Genomic DNA, 23307 nt, shown 5'->3' with positions numbered 1-23307 from the left:
GCATGACCCGGGTGCTCGTGGTGGACGACGAGCCACAGATCGTCCGCGCCCTCGTGATCAACCTCAAGGCGAGGAAGTACGAGGTGGACGCCGCCCCCGACGGGGCGACCGCCCTCCAGCTCGCGGCCGCCCGCCACCCCGACGTGGTCGTCCTGGACCTCGGCCTGCCCGACATGGACGGCGTCGAGGTGATCAAGGGGCTGCGCGGCTGGACCCGGGTGCCGATCCTGGTGCTCTCCGCCCGCCACACCTCCGACGAGAAGGTCGAGGCGCTGGACGCGGGCGCCGACGACTACGTCACCAAGCCGTTCGGCATGGACGAGCTGCTGGCCCGGCTGCGGGCGGCCGTGCGCCGCGCCGAGCCGGTCGGCGGCGAGGGCGCGGACGACGTGGTGACGGTGGAGACCGACGGCTTCACGGTCGACCTGGCCGCGAAGAAGGTCAACCGGGAGGGCCGGGACGTACGCCTCACGCCCACCGAGTGGCACCTCCTGGAGGTGCTGGTCCGCAACACCGGCCGACTGGTCAGCCAGAAGCAGCTCCTCCAGGAGGTCTGGGGCCCCTCCTACGGGACGGAGACGAACTACCTGCGCGTCTACATGGCGCAGCTGCGCCGCAAGCTGGAACTGGACCCGTCGCATCCGCGCCACTTCATCACCGAGCCGGGGATGGGGTACCGGTTCGAGCGGTGAGCGCGCTGTGTCCGCACGGTGAGCGGGCTGTGAGCGGCCCCGCAGCGGGGTGACCGCGGACACCTCCCGTGTCGGTGGGGGCCGGTACGCTTTCTGTATGAGTGCTGACCTTCGAACCGAGAAGCCCGCGGGACGCTTCCGCCGGATGCTCGACCGGCTGTCCACCTCGCAGGAGGATCTGCACTCCGCGGAACTGCAGGAGGACACGCAGGCCACGGGGTGCACCCGCATCTCCGACTGCGACGACCGCCAGATAGTCAAGGTGACTGGTACCTTGCGGACGGTCACCCTGCGCCCGAGGGCGGGCGTCCCGGCGCTGGAAGCCGAGCTCTTCGACGGGACCGCCCCGCTGGACGTGGTGTGGCTGGGACGGCGCTCGATCGTGGGCATAGAGCCGGGCCGCAAGCTGATCGCCTCGGGCCGGATCTCGATGAGCCACGGCCGGCGGGTGCTGTTCAACCCCAAATACGAACTCCGACCGCTCGGACAGGAGTAGCCGGTGACGTCAGTCGACAAGCCGACCACCACGACCGCCGCCAAGCACGCGCGCACCACCCCGGACGCCGACGCCAAAGCCGTCACCGAAGCCGCGCTCTTCGAGGCGTTCGGCGGGATCCGGGGCATGGTGGAGACGTGCCTGCCCGGCCTCCTCTTCGTCACGATCTTCACGGTCAACAAGGACCTGCACAGCTCGGCGATCGCGGCGATCGCGGTCTCGCTGCTGCTCGTGGTGGTCCGGCTGATCCGCAAGGACACCGTCAAGCACGCCTTCAGCGGCGTCTTCGGCGTGGCCTTCGGCGTGGTCTTCGCGATGATGACGGGCAACGCGAAGGACTTCTACCTGCCGGGCATGCTCTACACCCTGGGCCTGGCCGTCTCGTACCTGGTGACGACGCTCTTCGGGGTCCCGCTGATCGGGCTGATGCTGGGCCCGGTCTTCAAGGAGAACCTGTCCTGGCGCACCAGGAACCCCGGCCGCAAGAAGGCGTACGCGAAGGCGAGTTGGGCCTGGGGCCTGATCCTGCTCGCCAAGTGCGCGATCCTCTTCCCGCTCTACTGGTGGGCCAACACCTCCCAGCTCGGCTGGGTCCTGATCGCCCTGAAGATCCCGCCGTTCCTCCTCGCGGTCTGGCTGACCTGGATCTTCCTGGCCAAGGCGCCGCCGCCGATCGACGTGTTCGCGGAGATGGAAGCGGAAGAAGAGGCGGCGAAGGCCGCCCCGTAAGGGGCGCGGGGAACTGCGCGACCAGCCACAGACGGCCCGCAGAAAAAGTAGGCGCGGCCAAAGGGAAGGGGCCGGGAGTACGTAACGTACTCCCGGCCCCTTCCCTTTGTGTGAGGGAGCGTCAGCTCACGGCGTCGTCCCGCCGCACCGACAACAGATCCTCCAACTGCTCCTCCCGCGCCTGCGCGGCGACGAACAGCAGCTCGTCCCCCGCCTCCAGCGTCTCCTCCGCCTGCGGAGTCAGCACCCGGGTGCCCCGGATGATCGTGACCAGCGAGGTGTCCTCGGGCCAGGCCACGTCCCCGACCTGGGTGCCCGCCAGCGCCGACTCCGGCGGCAGCGTCAGCTCGACCAGGTTGGCGTCGCCGTGGCTGAAGCGCAGCAGCCGGACCAGGTCGCCGACGCTCACCGCCTCCTCGACCAGCGCCGACATCAGCCGCGGGGTGGAGACGGCCACGTCCACGCCCCACGACTCGTTGAACAGCCACTCGTTCTTCGGGTTGTTGACCCGGGCGACCACGCGCGGCACGCCGTACTCGGTCTTCGCGAGCAGCGAGACGACCAGGTTCACCTTGTCGTCGCCGGTGGCCGCGATGACCACGTTGCAGCGCTGCAGCGCCGCCTCGTCCAGCGAGGTGATCTCGCAGGCGTCGGCCAGCAGCCACTCCGCCTGCGGCACCCGCTCCACCGAGATGGCGGTGGGCGCCTTGTCCACGAGGAGCACCTCGTGACCGTTCTCAAGGAGCTCGCCCGCGATGGAACGACCCACCGCACCGGCCCCGGCAATCGCGACGCGCATCAGTGACCGCCCTCCTCGGGACCCTGGGCGAAGGCCGCCTCGACCTTCTCGACCTCGTCCGTACGCATCATCACGTGCACGAGGTCGCCTTCCTGCAGGACCGTCTGGGAGGTCGGCAGCACCGCTTCGCCCAGCCGGGTGAGGAACGCGACGCGCACGCCCGTCTCCTCCTGCAGCTTGCTGATCTTGTGGCCGATCCAGGCCGTGGAGGTGTGCACCTCCGCCAGCTGCAGCGCGCCGCTCGGGTCGCTCCACAGCGGCTCCGCGCCGGACGGCAGCAGCCGCCGCAGCATCTGGTCGGCGGTCCAGCGGACCGTGGCGACCGTCGGGATGCCGAGCCGCTGGTACACCTCGGCGCGACGCGGGTCGTAGATGCGGGCCGCGACGTTCTCGATCCCGAACATCTCGCGGGCCACCCGGGCCGCGATGATGTTGGAGTTGTCGCCGCTGGAGACCGCCGCGAACGCGCCGGCCTCCTCGATCCCCGCTTCACGCAGGGTGTCCTGGTCGAAGCCGACGCCGGTGACCCGGCGCCCGCTGAACCCCGAACCGAGCCTGCGGAAGGCCGTGGGGTCCTGGTCGATGACGGCGACCGTGTGCCCCTGCTGCTCCAAGGTCTGCGCGAGAGCGGCTCCCACTCGCCCGCAGCCCATGATGACGATGTGCACGTCCCCTCACATACTTCCTTGTCGGCGTTGCCCGGTGACGAGCTTATGCGGCTCGCGGCGGTCTGCACTCACCAGCGTCGGTACTTCCCCGGGCGCGGTCGGTGAGCCTGCCACGCCACGGTGCCCCGCCGCACACCCGTCGCGCAGGCTGAGACGCGGGAAACGGCCCCGGCGTTCACTCCCGCCGCGCGCCGGTCGCGCTCCGGGTCGTGGCCATGGTCACGGCCGTGCGGGCGGCTCTGTCGTACGGATGGGGGGTGGCGGGTGGGCCGTGTCAATCCGGAGCCCTTACTCTTCTCTGTTGTGTCCAAACTGACCGACGTGCCCAAACGGATCCTGATCGGCCGGGCGCTGCGCAGCGACAAGCTGGGAGAAACGCTCCTCCCCAAGCGCATCGCGCTCCCCGTCTTCGCGTCCGACCCGCTCTCGTCCGTTGCGTACGCGCCCGGAGAAGTCCTCCTGGTGCTCTCCGTGGCGGGTGTGTCGGCGTACCACTTCAGCCCCTGGATCGCGGTCGCGGTCGTGGTGCTGATGTTCACCGTGGTCGCCTCGTACCGGCAGAACGTGCACGCCTACCCCAGCGGCGGTGGTGACTACGAGGTCGCCACCACCAACCTGGGGCCCAAGGCCGGACTCACCGTCGCCAGCGCGCTCCTCGTCGACTACGTGCTGACCGTCGCCGTCTCGATCGCCTCCGGCATCGAGAACCTCGGCTCGGCCGTCCCGTTCGTCGTCGAGCACAAGGTGCTCTGCGCGGTCGTCGTGATCGTGCTGCTCACGCTGATGAACCTGCGCGGCGTGAAGGAGTCGGGCAAGCTCTTCGCCATCCCCACGTACGTCTTCGTGGGCGGCGTCTTCGTCATGATCGCCTGGGGTGCCTTCAAGGGCATGGTCCTCGACGACACGATGAAGGCCCCGACGGCCGACTACACGATCCACGCCGAGCACCAGGGCCTGGCGGGCTTCGCGCTCGTCTTCCTGCTGTTGCGCGCCTTCTCCTCCGGCTGTGCCGCGCTCACCGGCGTCGAGGCGATCAGCAACGGCGTCCCGGCCTTCCGCAAGCCCAAGTCCAAGAACGCGGCGACCACGCTGGCCCTGATGGGCGCCCTCGCGGTCACCATGTTCTGCGGCATCATCGCGCTGGCCATGGCCACCAAGGTGCGGATGGCCGAGAAGCCCGCCACCGACCTGCTCAGCAACGGCGTCCCGGTCGGCGACGGCTACGTCCAGAACCCGGTGATCTCGCAGGTCGCGGAGGCCGTCTTCGGCAAGGGCAGCTTCCTGTTCATCATCCTGGCGGCGGCCACCGCGCTGGTCCTGTTCCTGGCAGCGAACACCGCGTACAACGGCTTCCCGCTGCTCGGCTCGATCCTCGCGCAGGACCGCTACCTGCCGCGCCAGCTGCACACCCGCGGCGACCGCCTGGCGTTCTCCAACGGCATCGTGCTGCTGGCCGGGGCTGCGATCCTGCTCGTGGTGATATACGGCGCGGACTCGACCCGGCTGATCCAGCTCTACATCGTCGGCGTCTTCGTCTCGTTCACGCTGAGCCAGACCGGCATGGTCCGGCACTGGAACCGGCACCTGGCCGGCGAGCAGGACCCGGCCAAGCGCCGCCACATGGTCCGCTCCCGCGCGATCAACGCCTTCGGCGCCTTCTTCACCGGCCTCGTCCTGGTCGTCGTCCTCGCCACCAAGTTCACCCACGGCGCCTGGGTCGCCCTGATGGGCATGGTGATCTTCTACGGAACGATGACCGCGATCCGCAAGCACTACGACAAGGTGGCCGACGAGATCGCGGCGGCCGAGGAGCGCCCGGACGAGTACGTGCGCCCCTCCCGTGTGCACTCCGTGGTCCTGGTCTCCAAGCTCCACAAGCCCACCCTGCGCGCCCTCGCCTACGCCAAGCTGCTGCACGCCAACCAGCTGGAGGCGATCAGCGTCAGCGTGGACGCGGCCGAGACCAAGGCGCTCAAGGACGAGTGGGAGCGGCGCGGCATCGACGTACCGCTGAAGATCATCGACTCGCCGTACCGCGAGATCACCCGCCCGGTCATCGAGTACGTCAAGGGCCTGCGCCGCGAGAGCCCGCGCGACGCGGTGAGCGTGTACATCCCCGAGTACGTGGTGGGCCACTGGTACGAGCACCTGCTGCACAACCAGAGCGCCCTGCGCCTGAAGGGCCGCCTGCTCTTCACCCCGGGCGTGATGGTGACGTCCGTCCCCTACCAGCTCCAGTCCTCGGAGGCCGCGAAGAAGCGGGCCCGCAAGCGGCAGGAGTGGAACGCGCCGGGTTCGGTACGGCGGGGGCCGGTGGCACCGCAGCGGCCCAAGGAGCCGAGCGGCAAGGGGTGAGCGGCGGGGGCTCTGCGGGCGACGCGGTCGGCGTCGTCGGCGCGCGCACGTAGACTGGGGGGCTGCCGTCCGTACGAGGACGACAGCCCCCTTCCCCTTGGCACCTGGAGTCCTCCGTCATGCAGAACGAGCCTGAGTCCTCGTCTTCGCCCTCGTCCTCGCTGGTCGGGGAGGAGTACGAGGTCGAGGTCGGTCCCGTCGCGCACGGCGGCCACTGCATCGCCCGCACGGAGCAGGGCCGGGTCCTCTTCGTGCGGCACGCGCTGCCGGGCGAGAAGATCGTCGCGCGCGTGACAGAGGGCGACGAGGACTCCCGCTACCTGCGGGCGGACGCGGTGACGATTCTCTCCGCGTCCAAGGACCGCGTCGAGGCGCCCTGCCCGTTCGCGGGCCCCGGCAAGTGCGGCGGCTGCGACTGGCAGCACGCGAAGCCGGGCGCGCAGCGCCGCCTCAAGGGTGAGGTGATCGCCGAGCAGCTGCAGCGGCTCGCCGGGCTGACGCCCGAGGAGGCCGGCTGGGACGGCACGGTCATGCCCGCCGAGGGCGACAAGCTCCCCGCGGGCCAGGTCCCGCAGTGGCGCACCCGCGTCCAGTACGCCATCGACGAGGACGGCCGGGCGGGCCTGCGCAAGCACCGCTCGCACGACGTCCAGGTGATCGACCACTGCATGATCGCGGCGCCCGGCGTCAGCGAGCTGGGCATCGAGAAGCGCGAGTGGCCGCAGATGGAGTCGGTCGAGGCGATCGCCGCGACGGGCTCGCACGACCGCCAGGTGGTCCTGACCCCGCGCGCGGGCGGCCGCCTCCCGCTGGTGGAGCTCGACAAGCCGGTCTCGGTCCTGCGGGTCGAGGAGAAGGACGGCGGAGTCCACCGCGTCCACGGCCGCGCGTTCGTCCGCGAACGCTCCGACGAGCGTACGTACCGCGTCGGCATGGGCGGCTTCTGGCAGGTCCACCCGCAGGCGGCGGACACCCTGGTCAAGGCCGTGATGCAGGGCCTGATGCCGCGCAAGGGCGAGATGGCGCTCGACCTGTACTGCGGCGTGGGCATCTTCGCGGGCGCCCTCGCCGAGCGCCTCGGCGAGACCGGCGCGGTCCTGGGCATCGAGTCGGGCAAGCGCGCGGTGGAGGACGCCCGCCACAACCTGGCCGACTTCCCCCGCGTCCGGATCGAACAGGGCAAGGTCGAGCAGGTCCTGCCCCGCACGAAGATCACCGAAGCCGACCTGATCGTCCTCGACCCGCCGCGCGCGGGCGCGGGCAAGCAGACGGTCAAGTACCTCACGAGCCTCGGGGCCCGCCGCATCGCCTACGTCGCCTGCGACCCGGCGGCGCTGGCTCGAGATCTGGGGTATTTCCGGGAGGGCGGGTACAAGGTGCGGACGCTTCGGGCGTTTGATCTCTTTCCTATGACTCATCATGTGGAGTGTGTGGCTATTTTGGAGCCGGTGCGGGACGAGGACTGAGCTGCGTTCCCTGATGTGCGCTGTGCGCGTCAGGGGCATCCGGGCTGCGTGAGCGGGTCAGATGCTCCTGGCGCGTCTGGACCCGCCTGGGCCAGGCGTCGGTGTCAGTCTTGGCTGTCCGGCCGGTAGGGCGTTGCTCATCGTTTGCCGTTGCTGAATCGGATGTCCTGGTTCCAGGCATCGCTCCTGCCGTTCGCGCCTGCTTTGTAACTCTGGGACAGAGTGTTGAGGCTGCTGATCATCACCGTCTGCTCGTCGATGACCGAGATCTTCTGATGCGTGACGTTGACCGGCATCACGGTGTGGACGACTGCGCGGAGATCCGCGATGAGAAGACGGTCACCCGCACCCCACGACCGGCCGCTTCCCGCAAAAGGGGAAGGACGCCGCGCACGCGGTTCGCCACCCACGGCGCCCACAGCCACAAGGAAATGCGTGCCTTACGGATCTCGTCCTCTGCTGCCATGGATACCCAGCGGGCAGGTGTTCCCTCTCAGCTTCCGGGCGTGAACAGGGCTTCTGTCCCGCTCGTGGGTCCGAAGAACCGCGCCACCTCCGCGTCCCCCACCTCCTCCAACGTCCCCGGACTCCACCGAGGCTCCCGATCCTTGTCGATCACCTGGGCCCGGATCCCCTCGACCAGGTCCGGGGAGGTCAGGGACGCGCAGGAGATGCGGTACTCCTGGGTCAGGACCTCCTCCAGGGTGGGGAGTTCGCGGGCTCGGCGCATTGCCCGCAGGGTGACCTTCAGGGACGTAGGGGACTTCGTCAGGAGTGTTTCGGCTGTTTGTTTCGCCTCCTGGATGCCTGTGGCGAGTAGGCGGTCCACGATCTCCTCGACCGTGTCCGCCGCGTAGCAGTGGTCGATCCAGTCGCGGTGCGTGGTGAGTACGCCTGGTGGCGGGGGCCGGTGGGGGAGTGCTTCTCGTACGGGGGAAGTCGACAACTCCGTGAGCAGCTCCGGGAGTTCGGGCGACGGGACGTAGTGGTCCGCCAAGCCGCACAGGATCGCGTCCGCCGCGCCCACCGGAGCGCCCGTGAGGGCCAGGTGGGTGCCCAGTTCGCCGGGTGCTCGGCTGAGCAGATACGTACCGCCCACGTCCGGGACGAAGCCGATGCCCGTTTCGGGCATGGCGACCCGGGAGCGTTCGGTGACGATGCGTACATCGCCGTGGGCCGAGATTCCGACTCCGCCGCCCATGACGATGCCGTCCATCACGGCCACGTACGGCTTGCGCCAGCGCGCGATGCGGGCGTTGAGGCGGTACTCGTCCCGCCAGAAGTCCGCCGAGGCCGTGCCGCCCGTGCGGGCGTCCTGGTGGATCGCGCGGATGTCGCCGCCCGCGCAGAGTCCGCGTTCGCCGGCGCCGGTGAGGACGACCGTCTCCACGGCCGGGTCGTGCTCCCACGCCGTCAGCGCCTCGTCGATCCGGCGGACCATGGCGTGGGTCAGCGCGTTGAGCGCCCTCGGCCGGTTGAGGGTGAGGTGGGCGGCGCGGCCCCGGGTCGCGAGCAGGACGTGCTCGGCCTCGGCTCCGGCGGCGGTGGCGGGATCCATTTGCTGGCGGTTCCTTTCGGATCTTTGTTGTTCCTTGCAGATCCGGTCAGGTGATCTCCATGAATGATCTCTCCGAACATATAGTTGGACGTCCTAGTAAGTCCATCGCGTGAGTCGCCGCCCGTGCCCACCGCCCTCGCCCGCCCCTCCCGGGCCTAGAGTGCTCTCGTGCCGACGTACAGCATTGGCCAGGCAGCGGGGCTGCTCGGCGTGAGTTCCGAGACCGTTCGGCGGTGGGCCGATGCCGGGCGGCTGCGGATGGAGCGGGACGGCACGGGCAACCGGGTGATCGACGGGGTCGGGCTCGCGGCGTTCGCGCAGGAGCGGGCCGTCGGGGCGTACGAGGTTCCCGGCGGGGTGGCCACCTCGGTGCGGAACTCCTTCGTGGGGATCGTGACGGCCGTGACCGTCGACGACGTGGCCGCGCAGGTGGCCATCCAGTGCGGGCCGCACCGGGTGGTCTCGCTGGTGACGCGCGAGTCCGTCGAGGAGCTCGGCATCGAGGTCGGGGTGACCGTCACCGCCCGGGTCAAGTCGACTCATGTCCATGTCGACCTGGGGTGAGTCAATCTGGGGTGAGTCCATAGCGGGCGCGCCTGGTCAGCGGCACAGCAGCGCCGCCCGTAGGTCCAGTTTGTGGTCGAGGCGGGACAGGTCTCTGCCGGTGAGGACCTCCACGCGTTCGATGCGGTAGTGCACCGTGTTCACGTGCAGATGCAGCGCCTCGGCCGTACGCGCCCACGAGCAGTTGTGCGCCAGGAAGACCTCAAGTGTCTCCAGGAGCATGGCATGTGACGCACTGTCGGATTGTGTCAGCGGGCCGAGCGTGCGCGCGCAGTACGCGGCCCGCACCTCCGCCGGTACGCCCGCCAGCAGTGACTCCAGCGTCGACAGCTCCTCGACCGCCGTCACCCGGGCGGCACCCGGCGACGTGCTCCGGGCCGCCGCGAGCGCGTACCGCGCCTGCCCGAGAGCCGCCCCGAGCCCGGCCGCCGCGCAGGGGGCGCTCACTCCGGCGTGGAGCGCGCCCGTCTTCGGCTCGCACTCCGCCAACAGCGGCCATACGTCGCCGAGTTGGCGCCAGATGTCCTCCTGCTCCTCGACGATCGCCACCGCCTCTCCCCCCTCGGCCCCGCCCGTGCTCACGACGAACGTCGCCTGAGCCGCGTGGCTCAGCGCCTCCGTCAGCGCGTCGGCGGCGTCCGTCCGCCCCTCGGTGCCGCCGACCGTCGCGACCAGCACCCGGTACGAGCCCTCCGCCCGCAGCCCGCACGCGCGCAGCGCGCCCTCCACCGCCTTGGTGTCGGGGCCGAGACCCGTCACCCCCGCCCCCATCGCCGCGACCAGCGCGTCCGCGGCCTGCCGTCCCGCCGCCCGGCGGCGGTCGTGGTCGTGCCGGGACTGGGCTACGACCTCGGCTATCTCGTGGAGCACGCACGGCGGAACCTCCGCCCCGGCCGGCAGGTGCAGATGCCAGGCGTCGTACGTGCCGCTCTCCGCCTGGATCCGCAGCGTCGTCCCCGTCGCGCCGCGCAGGCTCAGTGCGGCGCGGTCCGCGGGGAGCGCCGGTGCCGAAGGGGTGCGGGCCACCGTACGGCCGCTGCTGGTCAGCAGATAGCAGGGCGGGCCGCCGAGCGGGGCGAGCGCGCGGTCGAGCAGTTCGCCGGGGTCTGCGCCTCGGTCCAGGAGTCGGCTGAGCTCGGTGCGTACGTTCTCCGGCAGCGCGTAGTGCGGCGCCTGGAGGCGGCTGAGGTCGCCCCACTGGCGCAGGTACACCGCCTCGGTGATCGCGCGGAAACTCGTCCGCGCGGGCACGGCGAGCAGCGGCACCCGGTGCTCGCGGCAGGAGTCGATCAGCTCGCCGGGGACCGTGCCGTGGGTCTCCTCGCCCGCCAGGAGCGCGGTCGCCCCCGACGTACGCAGTGCCGAGACGAAACGGTCGGTCTTCGCGCGGGCATCGCCCGGGTTCCACCACACCAGGCCGCTCAGCACGACCTCGCCCTCCTGGAGGAAGCGCGCCGGGTCCTCCAGATCGGTCGCGGTCACGCCGCTGATCTCGCGGCCTAGGAGCGACTCCTCGCCCCACAGGAGGGTGAGGTCCAGGCTGTCGAGCTGGAGGAGGTGTCCGACGTGCATGCTCTGGCTCCTTGCGCGGCTGCCGGGCGGGCAGATGCTCGGCTTCTCACATTCACTAGGTGAGTGCGAGTTGAGTCATCGTAAATGCCAGGCCGGTGAGGGGGAATGGTTCTTGGTTGATCCTCCAGATATCGGTCGCGCCGCTGGGATGTTTTCGGTGTGGCCCGCCGTGGGTCGGTCGGCCGTACGGGGGCGGGCGGCGTCGCCCGAAGCGGGCGGGGGCGGGTCGTGTGCGTCTGCGCCCGGATGGGCATATGCAAGAGCATGACGCGTAGTGGATTCCCAGTAGCCAGGCAGAACACCGCTGCCAGCTCGCAGGTGAGATCGCTCGCCCTGTACGGGGACGTGGCCCGCCCCGCCACGCTCACCGTCGCCGACCTTCGGGAGGGCTGGGAGCCGCGCCAGGCCGACGTCGTCTTCGACTGCGCCACCAGTGGCCCCCAGCGCCACCGCTTCGAGGGACCGCTGCTGCGCGACGTGGTCGCCGCCGCCGGTCCGGCCTTCGACGTCCGCCGCCGCAAGGACCGGTCCCGCTTCCTGCTGGCGGTCAGCGGGGGCGACGGCCACCATACGGTCCTGGCCTGGGCCGAGATCGACGCCGACTTCGGTGACAAACCGATCCTGCTCGCCACCCGCATGGACGGCCGCCAACTCGATGCCGAGGGCATTCAGTTGGTGGTCCCACCCGACCGGTGCGGGGCGCGCTACGTCAGCGCGATCACCAGCATCTGGGTCGGCGGCTTTCCCCCGGCGGCGGACGTGCCGTAGCCGCCAGGTCGCCAGGGCCTCGTGCTTGTCCGGCTGGCCAGACGGCGGCCACTCAGTACCGGGTGGCGGCCATTCAGTAGACGTCCCGCACGTACCGTTTCCCCGCCGTCAGCTGCTTCAGATACGCCGCCGCCGACTCCTCGTCCAGCCCCCCGTGCGCCATCGCGATGTCGCGCAGCGCCCGGTCGACGTCCTTGGCCATACGGGACGCGTCACCGCACACGTAGAAGTGCGCCCCGTCCTGGAGCCAGGACCACAGCAACGGGCCGTGCTCGCGCATACGGTCCTGTACGTACACCTTGGCGCGCTGGTCGCGGGAGAACGCCGTGTCCAGGCGCGCCAGGGTGCCCTCCGCGCTCAGTTTCGTCAGCTCGTCCTCGTAGTAGAAATCGGTGGCACGGTGCTGCTCCCCGAAGAACAGCCAGTTCGGGGCGTGATGGCTCAGCGCCCGGCGCTCGTAGAGGAATCCGATGAACGGGGCGACCCCGGTGCCGGGGCCGACCATCACCATCGGCGTCCCCGGGTCGGTGGGCGGCCGGAAGTGCCGGGTGCGCTGCACATACACCGGAAGCGGCGCGTCCGGCGGCGAGTCCGCGAGCAGGGCCGAGCACACGCCCGCCCGCGAGTGGCCGAGGCGGTTCTCGTACCGGACGACCGAGACTGTCACGGACACCTCGTGCGGGTCGGTCAGCGGGCTGGACGAAATCGAGTACAGCCGCGGCCGCAGTCCGCGCAGGACGCCCGCCCACTCGGGCGCGCTCGCGCGCACCCCGTGCTCGGCCACCACGTCCACCGCCTGGCGGCCCCAGGACCACTGCGCCAGCTGCCACTTGTTGTCGGGGCGCAGCAAGTCCTTCAGGCGGCGGTCATGGGTCCGCTCGGCGACGAACCTGAGCAGGTCGGGGCCGACCCGTGTGATGTCCAGGTGTTCGTGCAGCGCCGTACCGAACGGGACTTCGCCGACCCCGCGGATCTCGACGGGAGTGGTGGAGTCCAGGCCGGTGACGGCCAGCCACTCGGCCACCAGGTCCGGTGAGTTGACCGCGTGCACACCCAGCGCGTCCCCGGCCGCGTACGTGAGCGGGGTGTCGCTCGCGCGGGTGTCGAAGGTGAACCGCCGCACCTCTTTGCCCGACCCGGGGAGGCTGAGCAGCGAGTTCCCCGTCAGCCGGGCCGTGACGGCGGCGGCCCGGGAGCTGGGGAGGGGGGCGGAGGGGGTGGTAGGGACCCTGGCGGTCGGGGAACTGCCGGGGACGGTTGTGGTGTTGAGGACCGAGGGTGTTGCTGTACCCGGTGAACGGACGCCGTGCGCGGCGAGTTCCCGCCCGGCCGCGAATTCGCCGGGGAAGTTTCCGGGGGCCCCGGGGGTGGGCGCGGCGGGCGCGCCCAGGGACGTTTCTCCGGGGAGACCGGCGGGCTCGCCGGAAGCCGGGTTCCCGGCGGCCGACAGCTCGTCGAGCAGCGACAGCACCGCGTCGAGCCATTCCTGCGCCCGGTCCTCGAAGTCCGGTTCGCAGTCGGTGCGGGGGAGCAGCCGGACCGCCCCCAGCTCGGCCAGGCGCCGGTCCAGGCGGCGGCCGTGCCCGCAGAATTCGTCGTACGACGAGTCCCCGAACGCCAGGACCGCATAGCGGCGCCCTTCCAGTCGCGGGGCCTCGTCGTCGGCCAGGGCGTCCCAGAACGCGGCGCCGTTGTCGGGCGCTTCGCCGTCTCCGGTGGTGCTGGTGATCAGCAGCAGCTCGGCGTCGGTGGGCAGCGAGTCCGGAGCGGTGTCGTCCATGGGCACGAGCCGGATCCGGTGCCCGGCGGCGGCGAGCCGTTCGGCACCGGCCGCGGCGAGCTGCTCGGCGTTGCCGGTCTGCGAGGCCCACAGCACCAGCACGTCACGACCCCGGGGGGCCGGGGGCGGTGCGGCGGGCGCGGGGGCGGGCCGAGGGGTGGCCCGCGAGTACATCCCGGCCAGCACGCCGTTCACCCACAGCGCGTGCTCCTCGCTGAACGGCGCCGTCGGCGGCAGTACGGGGATGCCGGGCGCGCCCGACTCCAGCCCGGCCAGGAACCCGGCGAGGTACTGGCGTTCCCGCTCGGTGAGGACCGGCGGGGGCGAGCCGAGCCCGAACACGGCGGCGGGGGCGGCGCCTTGGCCCGCCGACAGGGGCGAGTCGGAGGCCGCGCGCTGGGCGGGGACGGAGTGGGGGAGGGGCGCGGGGGCGTCGAGGAGCGCGGTACCCGCAGTGAGCGCTCCCACAGCGCCGGATGCGCCGGGCACCACAGCCGCAGCGCCGCCCGCGACCAGGGTTCCCGTCGCCCCGGCCACACCTGCCGCCGCCCCGGCCGATCCGTTCGCGGCCGCCATCCCGCCCGCGACCGCCACCCCTGGCATGACGGGCCGCGCCACCTCGGCCGCGACCCTCGTCAGCGACACCGCGCAGACCTTGAACTCGGGCTGCAGCGAGATCGGGTCGACCGCGTCGCTGGTCACGTCGTTGATGCTCAGGTCCGCGCCGAACAGGTCGTTCCAGTGGAACGGCGCGAAGCAGCAGCCCGGCCGCACCCGGTCGGTCACCACGGCGGGCAGCACCGCCCGTCCGCGCCGGGAGGCGATCTCCACACCGTCGCCCTCGGCGATGCCGAGGCGTTCCGCGTCCTCGGGATGCACCTCCACGAACGGCGCCGGGTTGAGCTTGTTGAGCTTGGCCACCTTGCCCGTCTTGGTGAGCGTGTGCCACTGGTGCTGCAGCCGCCCGGTGTTGAGCACGAACGGGAAGTCGTCGTCGGGCATCTCGGCGGCCGGCAGGTGCGGCCGCGCGTGGAAGACGGCCCGCCCGCTCGCCGTCGGGAACACCGGACCGCCGCCGCCCTCGGCCACGTACCGGATCGGATTGCGGTCGGGCCCCTCGGCGGTCGGCGCGGGCCACTGCACGGGCGTGGCGCGCAGCCGCTCGTAGGTCACCCCACGCAGGTCGTAGCCGGTCTTCGGGTTCCAGGCGCGCTTGATCTCCTCGAAGACCTCCTCGGGGCCCGCGTAGGTGAACGCCTGCTCGTAGCCCATCGCGCACGCCACGCGCGCGATGATCTGCCAGTCGGGCAGCGCCTCGCCGGGCGCGTCGACGGCCTGCCGGGCGAGGGTGAGGTTGCGCTCGCTGTTGATGAGGACGCCCTCGGCCTCCGTCCACAGGGCGCCCGGCAGCACCACGTCCGCGTACGCGGTGGTCTCGGTCTCGGCGAACACGTCCTGGACGACGACGAACTCGGCCGCCCGCAGGCCCTCGACGACGGTGCGGCGGTTGGCGACCGAGGCCACCGGGTTGGTGCAGATCACCCAGCATGCCTTGATGTCACCGTCCGCCATCCGCCGGAACAGCTCGACGGTGCCGAGCCCCGCCCCGTCCGTGCGCAGCGTGCCCGGCTCCAGCCCCCACAGCGCCTCGGTGAAGGCCCGCTCCTCGTCCACGAGCACCGAGCGCTGGCCGGGCAGCCCGGGGCCCATGTAGCCCATCTCGCGGCCGCCCATGGCGTTCGGCTGGCCGGTGAGCGAGAACGGGCCGCTGCCGGGGCGGCAGATCGCGCCGGTCGCCAGATGCAGGTTGACCAGGGCGTTGGTGTTCCAGGTGCCGTGCGTGGACTGGTTGAGCCCCATGGTCCAGCAGCTCATCCACTCCCCGGCCGCGCCGATCCACCGCGCCGCCGTACGGATGTCGTCCTCGGGGATCCCGGTGGTCTGTGCGACGGAGGCGGGCGGGTAGTCGGCCAGGAACTCGCCCATCGCCTCCCAGCCCTCGGTGTGCTCGGCGATGAAGGCGGGGTCGGTGTGCCCGTTCTCCTGAAGGAGGTGCAGCAGGCCGTTGAGCAGCGCGAGATCCGTGCCCGGCTTGATCTGGAGGAACAGGTCGGCCTTGGCGGCGGTCGCGGTGCGGCGCGGGTCGACGACGATCAGCTTCGCCCCGGCCTTGACGCGCTCCATCATCCTCAGAAAGAGGATGGGATGGCAGTCGGCCATGTTCGAGCCGATGACCAGGAAGACGTCCGCCTTCTCGAAGTCCTGGTACGAGCCGGGCGGCCCGTCCGCGCCCAGCGACAGCTTGTAGCCGCTGCCCGCGCTGGCCATGCACAGCCGGGAGTTGGACTCGATCTGGTTGGTGCCGATGAAGCCCTTGGTCAGCTTGTTGGCCAGATACTGCGCCTCAAGGCTCATCTGACCGGACACGTACAACGCGACGGCGTCGGGCCCGTGCTCGTCGACGATCGCCCGCAGCCTGCCCGCCGTCTCGGCGATCATCGCGTCGACCCCGGCGGGCACCGGCTCCGCCCCGCGCTCACCCCGTACCAGCGCGGTGGACAGGCGTCCGGGAGCGGCCAGCATGTCGGCCGTCGTCGCGCCCTTGGTACACAGCCGGCCGGAGTTGGCTGGGTGTGACTTGTCACCGGAGGCTTTGAGCACCGTGCGCCGGCCGTCCGGCCCCATGGCGATGTCGAGGACCATCCCGCAGCCCACACCGCAGTACGAGCAGACCGTGCGCACCTGTTCGGTGGCGGCCCGCGTGGCCTGTGCGGTCAACGGGTGTCCCCTCTCGTCTCGACCGGGATACCTTGGGCTCCGACCGTACGAAATGCCCGTTACTTCGATGTCACGTGCGGCGATCACGAGTGGTTACGTCGGCCACACTAATCGCGCCCCGATGCTGTGAGCACCTGTGTGCGACTGCGGCACGCCTCCGATGTCGGACATCACCAGGCGGGCACGCCGGATGTGAGGGGCGGCCCGGGCCCGTGTCTGGGTAGGGTGGCGCTCGCAGCTGGTTCGCCCCGTCCGCCAGGCGGGAGGCGTCGTAAGAGGGAACCCGGTGGGAATCCGGGACTGCCCCGCAGCGGTGAGCGGGAACGACCGCCGTCATACGCACTGGGCCCGGCCGGGTCTGGGAAGCGACGGCCAGTAGGTGTCCGCCGGGAATCCGGCAGGCGTGCCCGCGAGTCCGAAGACCTGCCCGTTGCCCGTGCGCGACCGCGCGCGGAGACCTTGGTGACCTCGTGGGCGGGTCGGCGGGACGAGAGGTGGTTCGAGCGCGGGCACCGTTCCGCGCGGGCCGCCCTGTCCGTCATCCCTTCGCGCCCACGACCCGTACCAGGGTCGATTTCGGGACATTCTCGCGAAGGAGAGTTTCGTGACCAGCAAGTCCGCAGCCGCGGCAGGACGGGCCACCGTGTACGGCTACCCCCGCCAGGGCCCCGACCGGGAGCTCAAGAAGGCCGTCGAGGGCTACTGGAAGGGCCGCGTCGGCGCCGACGCCCTCCGTGACACCGCCCGTGACCTGCGCCGCGCCAACTGGCGCCGGCTCGCAGAGGCGGGCGTCGACGAAGTGCCGACCGGCGACTTCTCGTACTACGACCACGTCCTCGACACCAGCGTGATGGTGGGGGCGATCCCCGAGCGGCACCGCACCGCCGTCGAGACCGACACCCTGGACGGCTACTTCGCCATGGCCCGCGGCACCCAGGACGTGGCGCCGCTGGAGATGACCAAGTGGTTCGACACCAACTACCACTACCTGGTCCCCGAACTCGGCCCGGACACCGTCTTCACCGCCGACTCCGGCAAGCAGGTCGCCGAGCTCACCGAGGCGCTGGCGCTCGGCCTCGCGGCCCGGCCCGTCCTGGTCGGACCGGTCACCTACCTCCTGCTGGCCAAGCCCGCACCCGGCGTCGACGCCGACTTCCAGCCGCTGGCCCTGCTGGAGCGGCTGCTGCCGGTGTACGCCGAGGTGCTCGCCGATCTGCGGGCGGCCGGCGCACAGTGGGTGCAGCTCGACGAGCCCGCCCTCGTCCAGGACCGCAGCCCCGCCGAACTGGACGCCGCCGCCCGCGCCTACGGGGCGCTCGGCAGCCTCACCGACCGCCCCAAGCTGCTGGTCGCCTCCTACTTCGACCGCCTCGGCGAGGCCCTGCCGGTACTCGCCAAGGCGCCCGTGGAAGGCCTCGGCCTGGACTTCACGGGACCGGCCGCCGCCAACCTCGACGGCCTCGCCGCCGTCGGCGGGCTGCCGGGCAAGCGGCTGGTCGCGGGCGTCGTCGACGGCCGCAACATCTGGATCAACGACCACGAGAAGTCCCTCGCCACCCTGGGCACGCTCCTCGGCCTCGCCGACACGGTCGACGTGGCACCGTCCTGCTCGCTGCTGCACGTCCCGCTCGACGCGACGGCCGAACGCGACATCGACCCGCAGATCGCCCGCTGGCTCGCCTTCGCCCACCAGAAGACCGCCGAGACCGTGACGCTGGCCCGCGGTCTCACCGGCGGCACCGGCGCGATCGCCGCCGAACTCGCCGCCAACCGCGCCGACCTGGCCTCACGCGCGGGCTCCGCCCTCACCCACGACCCGGCGGTACGCGCGCGTACGTCGACGGTCACCGAGGCCGACGGCCGCCGCTCCCAGCCGTACGGCGAACGTGCCCCGGCCCAGCGTGCCCGCCTGGGGCTTCCGCTGCTGCCCACGACCACCATCGGCTCGTTCCCGCAGACCACCGAGGTGCGCACCGCCCGCGCCGACCTGCGCGCCGGACGCGTCGACACCGAGGGCTACGAGGAGCGCATCAAGGCCGAGATCCGCGAGGTGATCGCCTTCCAGGAGAAGGCGGGCATCGACGTCCTCGTCCACGGCGAGGCCGAACGCAACGACATGGTGCAGTACTTCGCCGAGCAGTTGACCGGCTACCTCGCCACGCAGCACGGCTGGGTCCAGTCGTACGGCACGCGCTATGTCCGTCCGCCGGTCCTGGCCGGCGACATCTCGCGGCCAAAGCCGATGACGGTGCGCTGGACCGCGTACGCCCAGTCGCTCACCGACCGCCCCGTCAAGGGCATGCTCACCGGGCCGGTCACCATGCTGGCCTGGTCGTTCGTCCGTGACGACCAGCCGCTCGCGGAGACCGCCCGCCAGGTGGCGCTCGCCCTGCGCGACGAGGTCGACGACCTGGAGACGGCGGGCACTTCGGTCATCCAGGTCGACGAGCCCGCCCTGCGCGAGACGCTGCCGCTGCGCGCGGCGGACCGCGCCGCCTATCTGGACTGGGCCACGGAATCGTTCCGCCTGACCACCGCGGGCGTACGTCCCGACACCCAGATCCACACCCACATGTGCTACGCCGAGTTCGGTGACATCCTCCAGGCCATCGACGACCTCGACGCGGACGTCATCAGCCTGGAGGCGGCCCGCTCGCACATGAGGGTGGCCGACGAGCTCGCCGCCGCCGGCTATCCGCGCGAGGTGGGACCCGGTGTCTACGACATCCACTCGCCGCGCGTACCGAGCGCCGAGGAGGCGGCCGCACTGCTGCGCAAGGGGCTCGCGGCCATCCCTCCGGAGCGGCTCTGGGTCAACCCGGACTGCGGGCTGAAGACCCGCGGCTGGACCGAGACGAGGCAGTCCCTGGAGAACCTCGTCGAGGCCGCCCGGACGGTCAGGACGCAGGTGCGGCAGGGGGCTTGACACAGCCGGGGTGTTCGGGCACGCGCGCGTGCCCGAACACCCCGGGACCCCTCCGGCTCGCTACACGTCGGCCATCTGCGGCATCTCGCCCTGCGTCGTCTGCAGGTCGATCACCGAGAACGACGCGCCCTGCGGGTCGCTGAGCGCCGCGAACCGGCCGAAGGGCGTGTCCATCGGCCCGAACCGCAGCACCCCGCCCCGCTTGGTGGCCTTCGCCACCGCGTCGTCGCAGTTGTCGACCGCGAAGTACACGTTCACGTACGACGGGACCTCCGGCGGGAACTCCTCCGTCATCTTCATGCGCCCCATGACCATCTCGTCACGCACGCTGAAGACCCGGAAGTCGGCCGCGTCGTCCTGCATCTGCTTGGCGCCGTACGGGAACACCGCGGGCAGGAACGCGTCGACCTTCTCCGGGTCGCGGGTGAAGAACTCGGCCCAGCAGAACGACCCGGGCACGCCCTTGGCCTCGAAGCCCTCGTGGCTGCCCGCCTGCCACACGCCGAAGACGGCGCCGCTGGGCTCGCGGGCGATCGCCATCGAGCCGAAGTCGCCGACCTGCATCGGCTCCATCAGCACCTCGCCGCCGTTGTCCTTGATCTTCTTCGCGGTGGCGGCGACATCCGGCGAGGCGAGGTAGAGGCACCAGGCCGACTGGCCCTCCTGGCCCGGCATCGGCGGCACGACGGCCGCCACCGCCTTGCCGTCCACATACGCCTGCGTGTAGTTGCCGTACTCCGACGACGCCTCGCCGAACGTCCAGCCCAGCACGTCACCGTAGAAGCTCTTCGCTCCCTCGACATCGGTGAACATCGCATCGGCCCAGCACGGAGTGCCCTCTGGTTCTGCGGCCATGACTGTGCTCTCTCCTGTGTGACAGACGGTCCGGCTTGCCACGCTAGCCAGCCCACCCCGACCCCGCGCGTCGAGCACTCCCACGCGCCGGGGCGCGGACGACCCGAGCGCGCGAAAGGGGTGACGCGCCGGGACGACGGGCACGTAATCGGGTACGGATCCTGGCGGGGCGGACGACTCGGGCGTAGCGTGACCCGGCGCTGGCGCGCACAGCGACTACAGGGGGCGTGTGACCTCATGGACAAGCCGGTCTGGCAGTTCTCGGACGACCGCGGGCAGATGGCGACGGCGAGCGGGGTACCCACCCGGGTGACCGCCTACATCCAGGCCGGAGCCACGCTCTGGGACCACGGAGTCGGCCCGGGAGCCGTCTTCGGCTCCTTCCACGACGGGGCCTCGCCCGACCGAGCCAAGGCCGGCGGGCTGCCCCTGGACCGCCTGCGCTACCTGGGCGCGGGTGCCGCACTCGACCTCGACGTGCTGCTCCAGGGCACACCCGACCTCGTGGTCGCCGTCAGCTACGGCGGCGGCCAGGTCTACGGCCTCGCCCCCGAGACGGCCAAACACCTGGAGGAACACGTTCCTGTGGTCGTCATCGACATCGGGCACTCGCACTCCCTGGCCGAGATCAGGGATCGCTTCACCGACCTCGCCCGCGCCCTCGGCGGCGACCGCCACCACGAGGACGCCACCCGCCTCCTCGACGCGGCACAGCGCCGCCTGCGCACCGTGACGGCCGCCACGCGCGCGTACGTAGACACGGACCCGCCCGCAGGACCCCGCGTCCTCGCCCTCTCGCCCGCCGGGACCGACCAGGTCCATGTGGCGCGCCCGGCCGCCTGGCCGGAACTGCGCGCACTGGCCGAGCACGGCGTCCACCTGGTCGAGCCGCCCGCCGGAACCGGGGCGAACTGGACCACGCTCACCTGGGAGGAGGCGGCCGCCCTGCCCGCGGAGATCGTCTTGTCCGACGTACGGGTGAACGCCACCCCCGTCGAGCAGCTGCGCGCCGACCCGCACTGGCGGACGATCGAGGACCGCGCGCGCGTACTGCCGTGGAACCCGGAGACACCGTGCAGCGCCCGCGCCCACGCCCGGTTCTTCGCCCTGGTCGCCGACGCGATCGACTCCCGTACCGCACGTTAGTACGCCTCGGTCCGGACAACTTCACAGCTCAGAGCCGTGTCGGAGTTGGGCTGAACGGGTGAGCGGCGTCATCATGGCCGGATGCAGATACAGCACATGGGCGAGGTGGTCCGGTGAGCAGGTACGACGTCACCGATGAACAGTGGGAGGGGCTCGCCCAGGTCGTTCCGCTGCGCAGTCGCAACGAGTGGCCGTCGCGCGTCGACCACCGCACCATCCCCAACGAGTACGCGGCCGTCGAACAGCGCCGCTTCGTGGTCCTGCGCGTCCAGGTCTTCGCGGACGCGCGCGAGGTCGCCGAATACATGATGGCGCAGACCCCGGTCCTGCTCGATCTGACGGGCGCGGACACCGAAGTCGCCAAGCGCATACTCGACTTCAGCAGCGGAGTGGTCTTCGGCCTGGGCAGCGGAATGCACCGGGTCGACCGCAACGTCTTCCTCCTCGCCCCCGTCGGCACGGAAGTGGAGGGCATAGCCGAGGCGGTCGTCCCGCACGCGTAGGGCGGTCCCCGGCGCGGGGAACCGCTGCGCCGGGCCTCTCTCGTACGGGGAACCGTCCCTCATTCGTAGGAAGGTGATCGAGGCGTAACGGTTCGTCATGTTTCGTGCTCATACGGTTCCGTTCCATGAACGGAACCTGCGACCGGCCCACCGTCACCGAACTGCGGCTCTCCGCCTTCAAGTCGCACCGCGGCGCGGTCTTCCCGCTCGGCCCGCTCACCTTCCTGGCGGGACCGAGCGGCAGCGGCAAGTCCAGCGTCCTCCAGGCCTATGAGGCACTGGCCCGGCTCGGCTCCGGCGCCACCCTCGCCTCGGCGTTCCCCGACCCCGCCGGATGCGTACCGGAACGCGCCGAGGCCGACGCCCAGGGCCGACGCGGGTTCCGCATCGGCTGCACCGTCGACGGACCCGCCGGGCCCGTCCGGCTCGACCTCGCCGTCCAGGCCGAGCCGGAACTCCGCGTCGTCGGCGAACGTTTGACCAGTGACGGCGACACCCTCCTGTCCACCGCCCTGCGCGACCCCGGCCGCTCCACCGTGCAGGCCGCCTGGCACACCGCCGGCGCCGTCCCGGTCACCCGCGCCCCGCTCCCCGACGACCGGCTCGGCACCGCCCTGCTGCCGCTGCGCGTCGCCGGGAAGACCGAGGGCCAACTGCGCGTCCTCGCCGCCGCCGAGCAAGTCGTCGTCGCCCTGCGGTCCGTGTTCGCCTGCGACCCCCAGCCGCAGCGCATGCGCGAACCCGTCCCGCCCGGCCAGGGAAGACTGCGGCGAGGCTGCGACAACCTCGCCGAGATCCTCTCCCGCACCGCCGAGGAGTGCACCATCCGGCACGCCCGGCTGGTCACCGCGGCCCGCGCGGGCTGCGCCGGCCCGGTCACCGCGCTCGCCGCCGAAGAACTCGCCGACGGCACGTTACGAGCCGTCGTGGGCCGCGGCGAACGCACCCCCACACCCGTAGCCCGCCTGGGCGAAGGCGAACTGCGCTACCTCGCGCTCGCCCTGGTCCTGCTCACCGGCCCCGGCGTCCTCGCCGTCGACACCGTCGCCGAGATCCCGTCCGCACTGCAGACCCTCACCGTCCTCACCGACGGCTTCGACCGCGGCCTCGACCGGCGCCAGGCCCGCGAACTGTCCGCACTGGCCGCCGAGATGTGCCGACGCGGCCACATCCGCCTCACCGGCACCGTCACGGACGCCGGGTGCGCCCGAGGAGTCCAGGGAGCGGCAGTGGTAGACCTGGAGCCGTGACCCAACTCGACGTAGCGGGACTCCAGCGCCGACTGGCCGACTTCGCGGCCGCACGCCACTGGCAGCCCTTCCACACCCCCAAGAACCTCGTCTCCGCCCTCAGCGTCGAGGCCTCCGAACTCCTCGAGATCTTCCAGTGGCTGACCCCCGAGCAGTCCGACCGCGTCATGCACGACCCCGACCGCGCCCACCGGGTGACCGACGAAGTCGCCGATGTCCTCGCCTATCTCCTGCAGCTGTGCCAGGTCCTCGGCATCGACCCGCTCGCCGCGCTCTCCGCCAAGATCGACCGCAACGAGCTCCGCTTCCCCGTCCCTGCGGCCCCGCCCACCCCGCAGCCCCCCACCGATCCCGCCCCGCCACAGACCCGCCCCACCCCTGCACAAACCGGGCCCGCCCCTG

18 protein-coding genes, 1 pseudogene and 1 riboswitch are annotated in these 23307 nt (G+C 71.4%); of the genes and pseudogenes, 12 read left to right on the top strand and 7 right to left on the bottom strand.

Translation table 11 applies throughout. The annotated features are described in order from the left end of the window. The first annotated feature begins 2 nt into the window (after window positions 1–2). From IE252_RS23895 to IE252_RS23885, 3 genes are all read left to right on the top strand, one after another. On the top strand, window positions 3–692 hold the full coding sequence (locus IE252_RS23895) for a response regulator (protein WP_190091525.1): 690 nt from the start codon (window positions 3–5) through the stop codon (window positions 690–692). A gap of 97 nt (window positions 693–789) precedes the next feature. Next, window positions 790–1188: an OB-fold nucleic acid binding domain-containing protein gene (locus tag IE252_RS23890; protein WP_190091524.1), complete on the top strand. Its 399-nt coding sequence runs from the start codon at window positions 790–792 to the stop codon at window positions 1186–1188. 3 nt (window positions 1189–1191) lie between these two features. Continuing rightward, a complete protein-coding gene (locus tag IE252_RS23885; RefSeq protein ID WP_190091523.1) occupies window positions 1192–1917 on the top strand; it encodes a DUF3159 domain-containing protein in 726 nt (241 codons plus the stop codon). A 121-nt stretch (window positions 1918–2038) separates the two neighbouring features. On the opposite strand, the gene IE252_RS23880 is transcribed toward IE252_RS23885, so the two are convergent. Both IE252_RS23880 and IE252_RS23875 read right to left on the bottom strand, forming a co-directional pair. Continuing rightward, on the bottom strand, window positions 2039–2716 hold the full coding sequence (locus IE252_RS23880) for a potassium channel family protein (RefSeq protein WP_190091522.1): 678 nt from the start codon (window positions 2714–2716) through the stop codon (window positions 2039–2041). Next, on the bottom strand, window positions 2716–3384 hold the full coding sequence (locus IE252_RS23875; protein ID WP_190091521.1) for a potassium channel family protein: 669 nt from the start codon (window positions 3382–3384) through the stop codon (window positions 2716–2718). The genes IE252_RS23880 and IE252_RS23875 overlap by 1 nt, the downstream gene beginning before the upstream one ends. A gap of 303 nt (window positions 3385–3687) precedes the next feature. Between IE252_RS23875 and IE252_RS23870 the strand changes: the two genes are divergently transcribed. Beyond that, a complete protein-coding gene (locus IE252_RS23870; protein WP_190091520.1) occupies window positions 3688–5739 on the top strand; it encodes an APC family permease in 2052 nt (683 codons plus the stop codon). Between the two features lie 119 nt (window positions 5740–5858). Then, the gene (locus IE252_RS23865; protein ID WP_190091519.1) at window positions 5859–7205 is read left to right on the top strand and encodes a class I SAM-dependent RNA methyltransferase; all 1347 of its coding nucleotides are present in this window, start codon (window positions 5859–5861) and stop codon (window positions 7203–7205) included. A gap of 137 nt (window positions 7206–7342) precedes the next feature. On the opposite strand, the gene IE252_RS23860 is transcribed toward IE252_RS23865, so the two are convergent. Together IE252_RS23860 and IE252_RS23855 are read right to left on the bottom strand one after the other, a co-directional pair. Beyond that, complete coding sequence (locus tag IE252_RS23860) at window positions 7343–7624, bottom strand: phospholipase D-like domain-containing protein (RefSeq protein ID WP_229848759.1); 282 nt, start codon at window positions 7622–7624, stop codon at window positions 7343–7345. Window positions 7625–7698: 74 nt separating this feature from the next. Beyond that, on the bottom strand, window positions 7699–8763 hold the full coding sequence (locus IE252_RS23855; protein ID WP_190091518.1) for an enoyl-CoA hydratase/isomerase family protein: 1065 nt from the start codon (window positions 8761–8763) through the stop codon (window positions 7699–7701). 168 nt (window positions 8764–8931) lie between these two features. On the opposite strand from IE252_RS23855, the gene IE252_RS23850 reads away from it, so the two are divergent. After that, window positions 8932–9327, top strand: coding sequence for a TOBE domain-containing protein (locus tag IE252_RS23850; RefSeq protein WP_190091517.1), 396 nt, complete (start codon window positions 8932–8934; stop codon window positions 9325–9327). 36 nt (window positions 9328–9363) lie between these two features. Here the strand turns inward: IE252_RS23850 and IE252_RS23845 are convergent, their stop codons facing one another. Further along, complete coding sequence (locus tag IE252_RS23845; RefSeq protein WP_190091516.1) at window positions 9364–10899, bottom strand: PucR family transcriptional regulator; 1536 nt, start codon at window positions 10897–10899, stop codon at window positions 9364–9366. Between the two features lie 264 nt (window positions 10900–11163). On the opposite strand from IE252_RS23845, the gene IE252_RS23840 reads away from it, so the two are divergent. Next, window positions 11164–11667, top strand: coding sequence for a molybdopterin-dependent oxidoreductase (locus IE252_RS23840; RefSeq protein ID WP_190091515.1), 504 nt, complete (start codon window positions 11164–11166; stop codon window positions 11665–11667). A gap of 73 nt (window positions 11668–11740) precedes the next feature. On the opposite strand, the gene IE252_RS23835 is transcribed toward IE252_RS23840, so the two are convergent. Next, complete coding sequence (locus tag IE252_RS23835; protein WP_229848773.1) at window positions 11741–16150, bottom strand: bifunctional nitrate reductase/sulfite reductase flavoprotein subunit alpha; 4410 nt, start codon at window positions 16148–16150, stop codon at window positions 11741–11743. A gap of 297 nt (window positions 16151–16447) precedes the next feature. Next, a riboswitch (cobalamin riboswitch) is annotated at window positions 16448–16670 on the top strand. Window positions 16671–16829: 159 nt separating this feature from the next. Here IE252_RS23835 and metE point away from each other — a divergent pair. Continuing rightward, a complete protein-coding gene (metE, locus tag IE252_RS23830) occupies window positions 16830–19151 on the top strand; it encodes a 5-methyltetrahydropteroyltriglutamate--homocysteine S-methyltransferase (protein WP_190091513.1) in 2322 nt (773 codons plus the stop codon). A 60-nt stretch (window positions 19152–19211) separates the two neighbouring features. On the opposite strand, the gene IE252_RS23825 is transcribed toward metE, so the two are convergent. Beyond that, a complete protein-coding gene (locus tag IE252_RS23825) occupies window positions 19212–20006 on the bottom strand; it encodes a VOC family protein (RefSeq protein WP_190091512.1) in 795 nt (264 codons plus the stop codon). Window positions 20007–20243: 237 nt separating this feature from the next. On the opposite strand from IE252_RS23825, the gene IE252_RS23820 reads away from it, so the two are divergent. The 4 genes and pseudogenes from IE252_RS23820 to IE252_RS23805 form a co-directional block, all read left to right on the top strand. Beyond that, entirely contained in the window at window positions 20244–21152 is a 909-nt protein-coding gene (locus IE252_RS23820) for a substrate-binding domain-containing protein (protein ID WP_190091511.1), read from the top strand. Window positions 21153–21265: 113 nt separating this feature from the next. Then, entirely contained in the window at window positions 21266–21655 is a 390-nt protein-coding gene (locus IE252_RS23815; protein WP_190091510.1) for a cell division protein SepF, read from the top strand. A gap of 125 nt (window positions 21656–21780) precedes the next feature. Next, complete coding sequence (locus IE252_RS23810) at window positions 21781–22905, top strand: AAA family ATPase (RefSeq protein ID WP_190091509.1); 1125 nt, start codon at window positions 21781–21783, stop codon at window positions 22903–22905. Next, window positions 22902–23222: pseudogene (locus tag IE252_RS23805) on the top strand (nucleotide pyrophosphohydrolase); the annotation flags it as partial. The gene IE252_RS23810 and the pseudogene IE252_RS23805, both read left to right, overlap by 4 nt. Between the last annotated feature and the right edge of the window lie 85 nt (window positions 23223–23307).

Source organism: Streptomyces melanogenes, assembly GCF_014649795.1.
In the GTDB taxonomy this organism is placed as follows: domain Bacteria; phylum Actinomycetota; class Actinomycetes; order Streptomycetales; family Streptomycetaceae; genus Streptomyces; species Streptomyces noboritoensis.
Note: the sequence above shows the minus strand (reverse complement) of the source record. Positions and strands in the feature narration are given on the sequence as shown.

Bases quoted from the DNA above. Each gene is read 5' to 3' on its own strand.
- IE252_RS23810 (WP_190091509.1), top strand. From the start codon at position 21,781: ATGAACGGAACCTGCGACCGGCCCACCGTCACCGAACTGCGGCTCTCC.
- IE252_RS23865 (WP_190091519.1), top strand. From the start codon at position 5,859: ATGCAGAACGAGCCTGAGTCCTCGTCTTCGCCCTCGTCCTCGCTGGTC.
- IE252_RS23820 (WP_190091511.1), top strand. From the start codon at position 20,244: ATGGACAAGCCGGTCTGGCAGTTCTCGGACGACCGCGGGCAGATGGCG.
- IE252_RS23825 (WP_190091512.1), bottom strand. From the start codon at position 20,006: ATGGCCGCAGAACCAGAGGGCACTCCGTGCTGGGCCGATGCGATGTTC.
- IE252_RS23895 (WP_190091525.1), top strand. From the start codon at position 3: ATGACCCGGGTGCTCGTGGTGGACGACGAGCCACAGATCGTCCGCGCC.
- IE252_RS23890 (WP_190091524.1), top strand. From the start codon at position 790: ATGAGTGCTGACCTTCGAACCGAGAAGCCCGCGGGACGCTTCCGCCGG.
- IE252_RS23840 (WP_190091515.1), top strand. From the start codon at position 11,164: ATGACGCGTAGTGGATTCCCAGTAGCCAGGCAGAACACCGCTGCCAGC.
- IE252_RS23855 (WP_190091518.1), bottom strand. From the start codon at position 8,763: ATGGATCCCGCCACCGCCGCCGGAGCCGAGGCCGAGCACGTCCTGCTC.
- IE252_RS23845 (WP_190091516.1), bottom strand. From the start codon at position 10,899: ATGCACGTCGGACACCTCCTCCAGCTCGACAGCCTGGACCTCACCCTC.
- IE252_RS23835 (WP_229848773.1), bottom strand. From the start codon at position 16,150: ATGGTCCTCGACATCGCCATGGGGCCGGACGGCCGGCGCACGGTGCTC.
- IE252_RS23880 (WP_190091522.1), bottom strand. From the start codon at position 2,716: ATGCGCGTCGCGATTGCCGGGGCCGGTGCGGTGGGTCGTTCCATCGCG.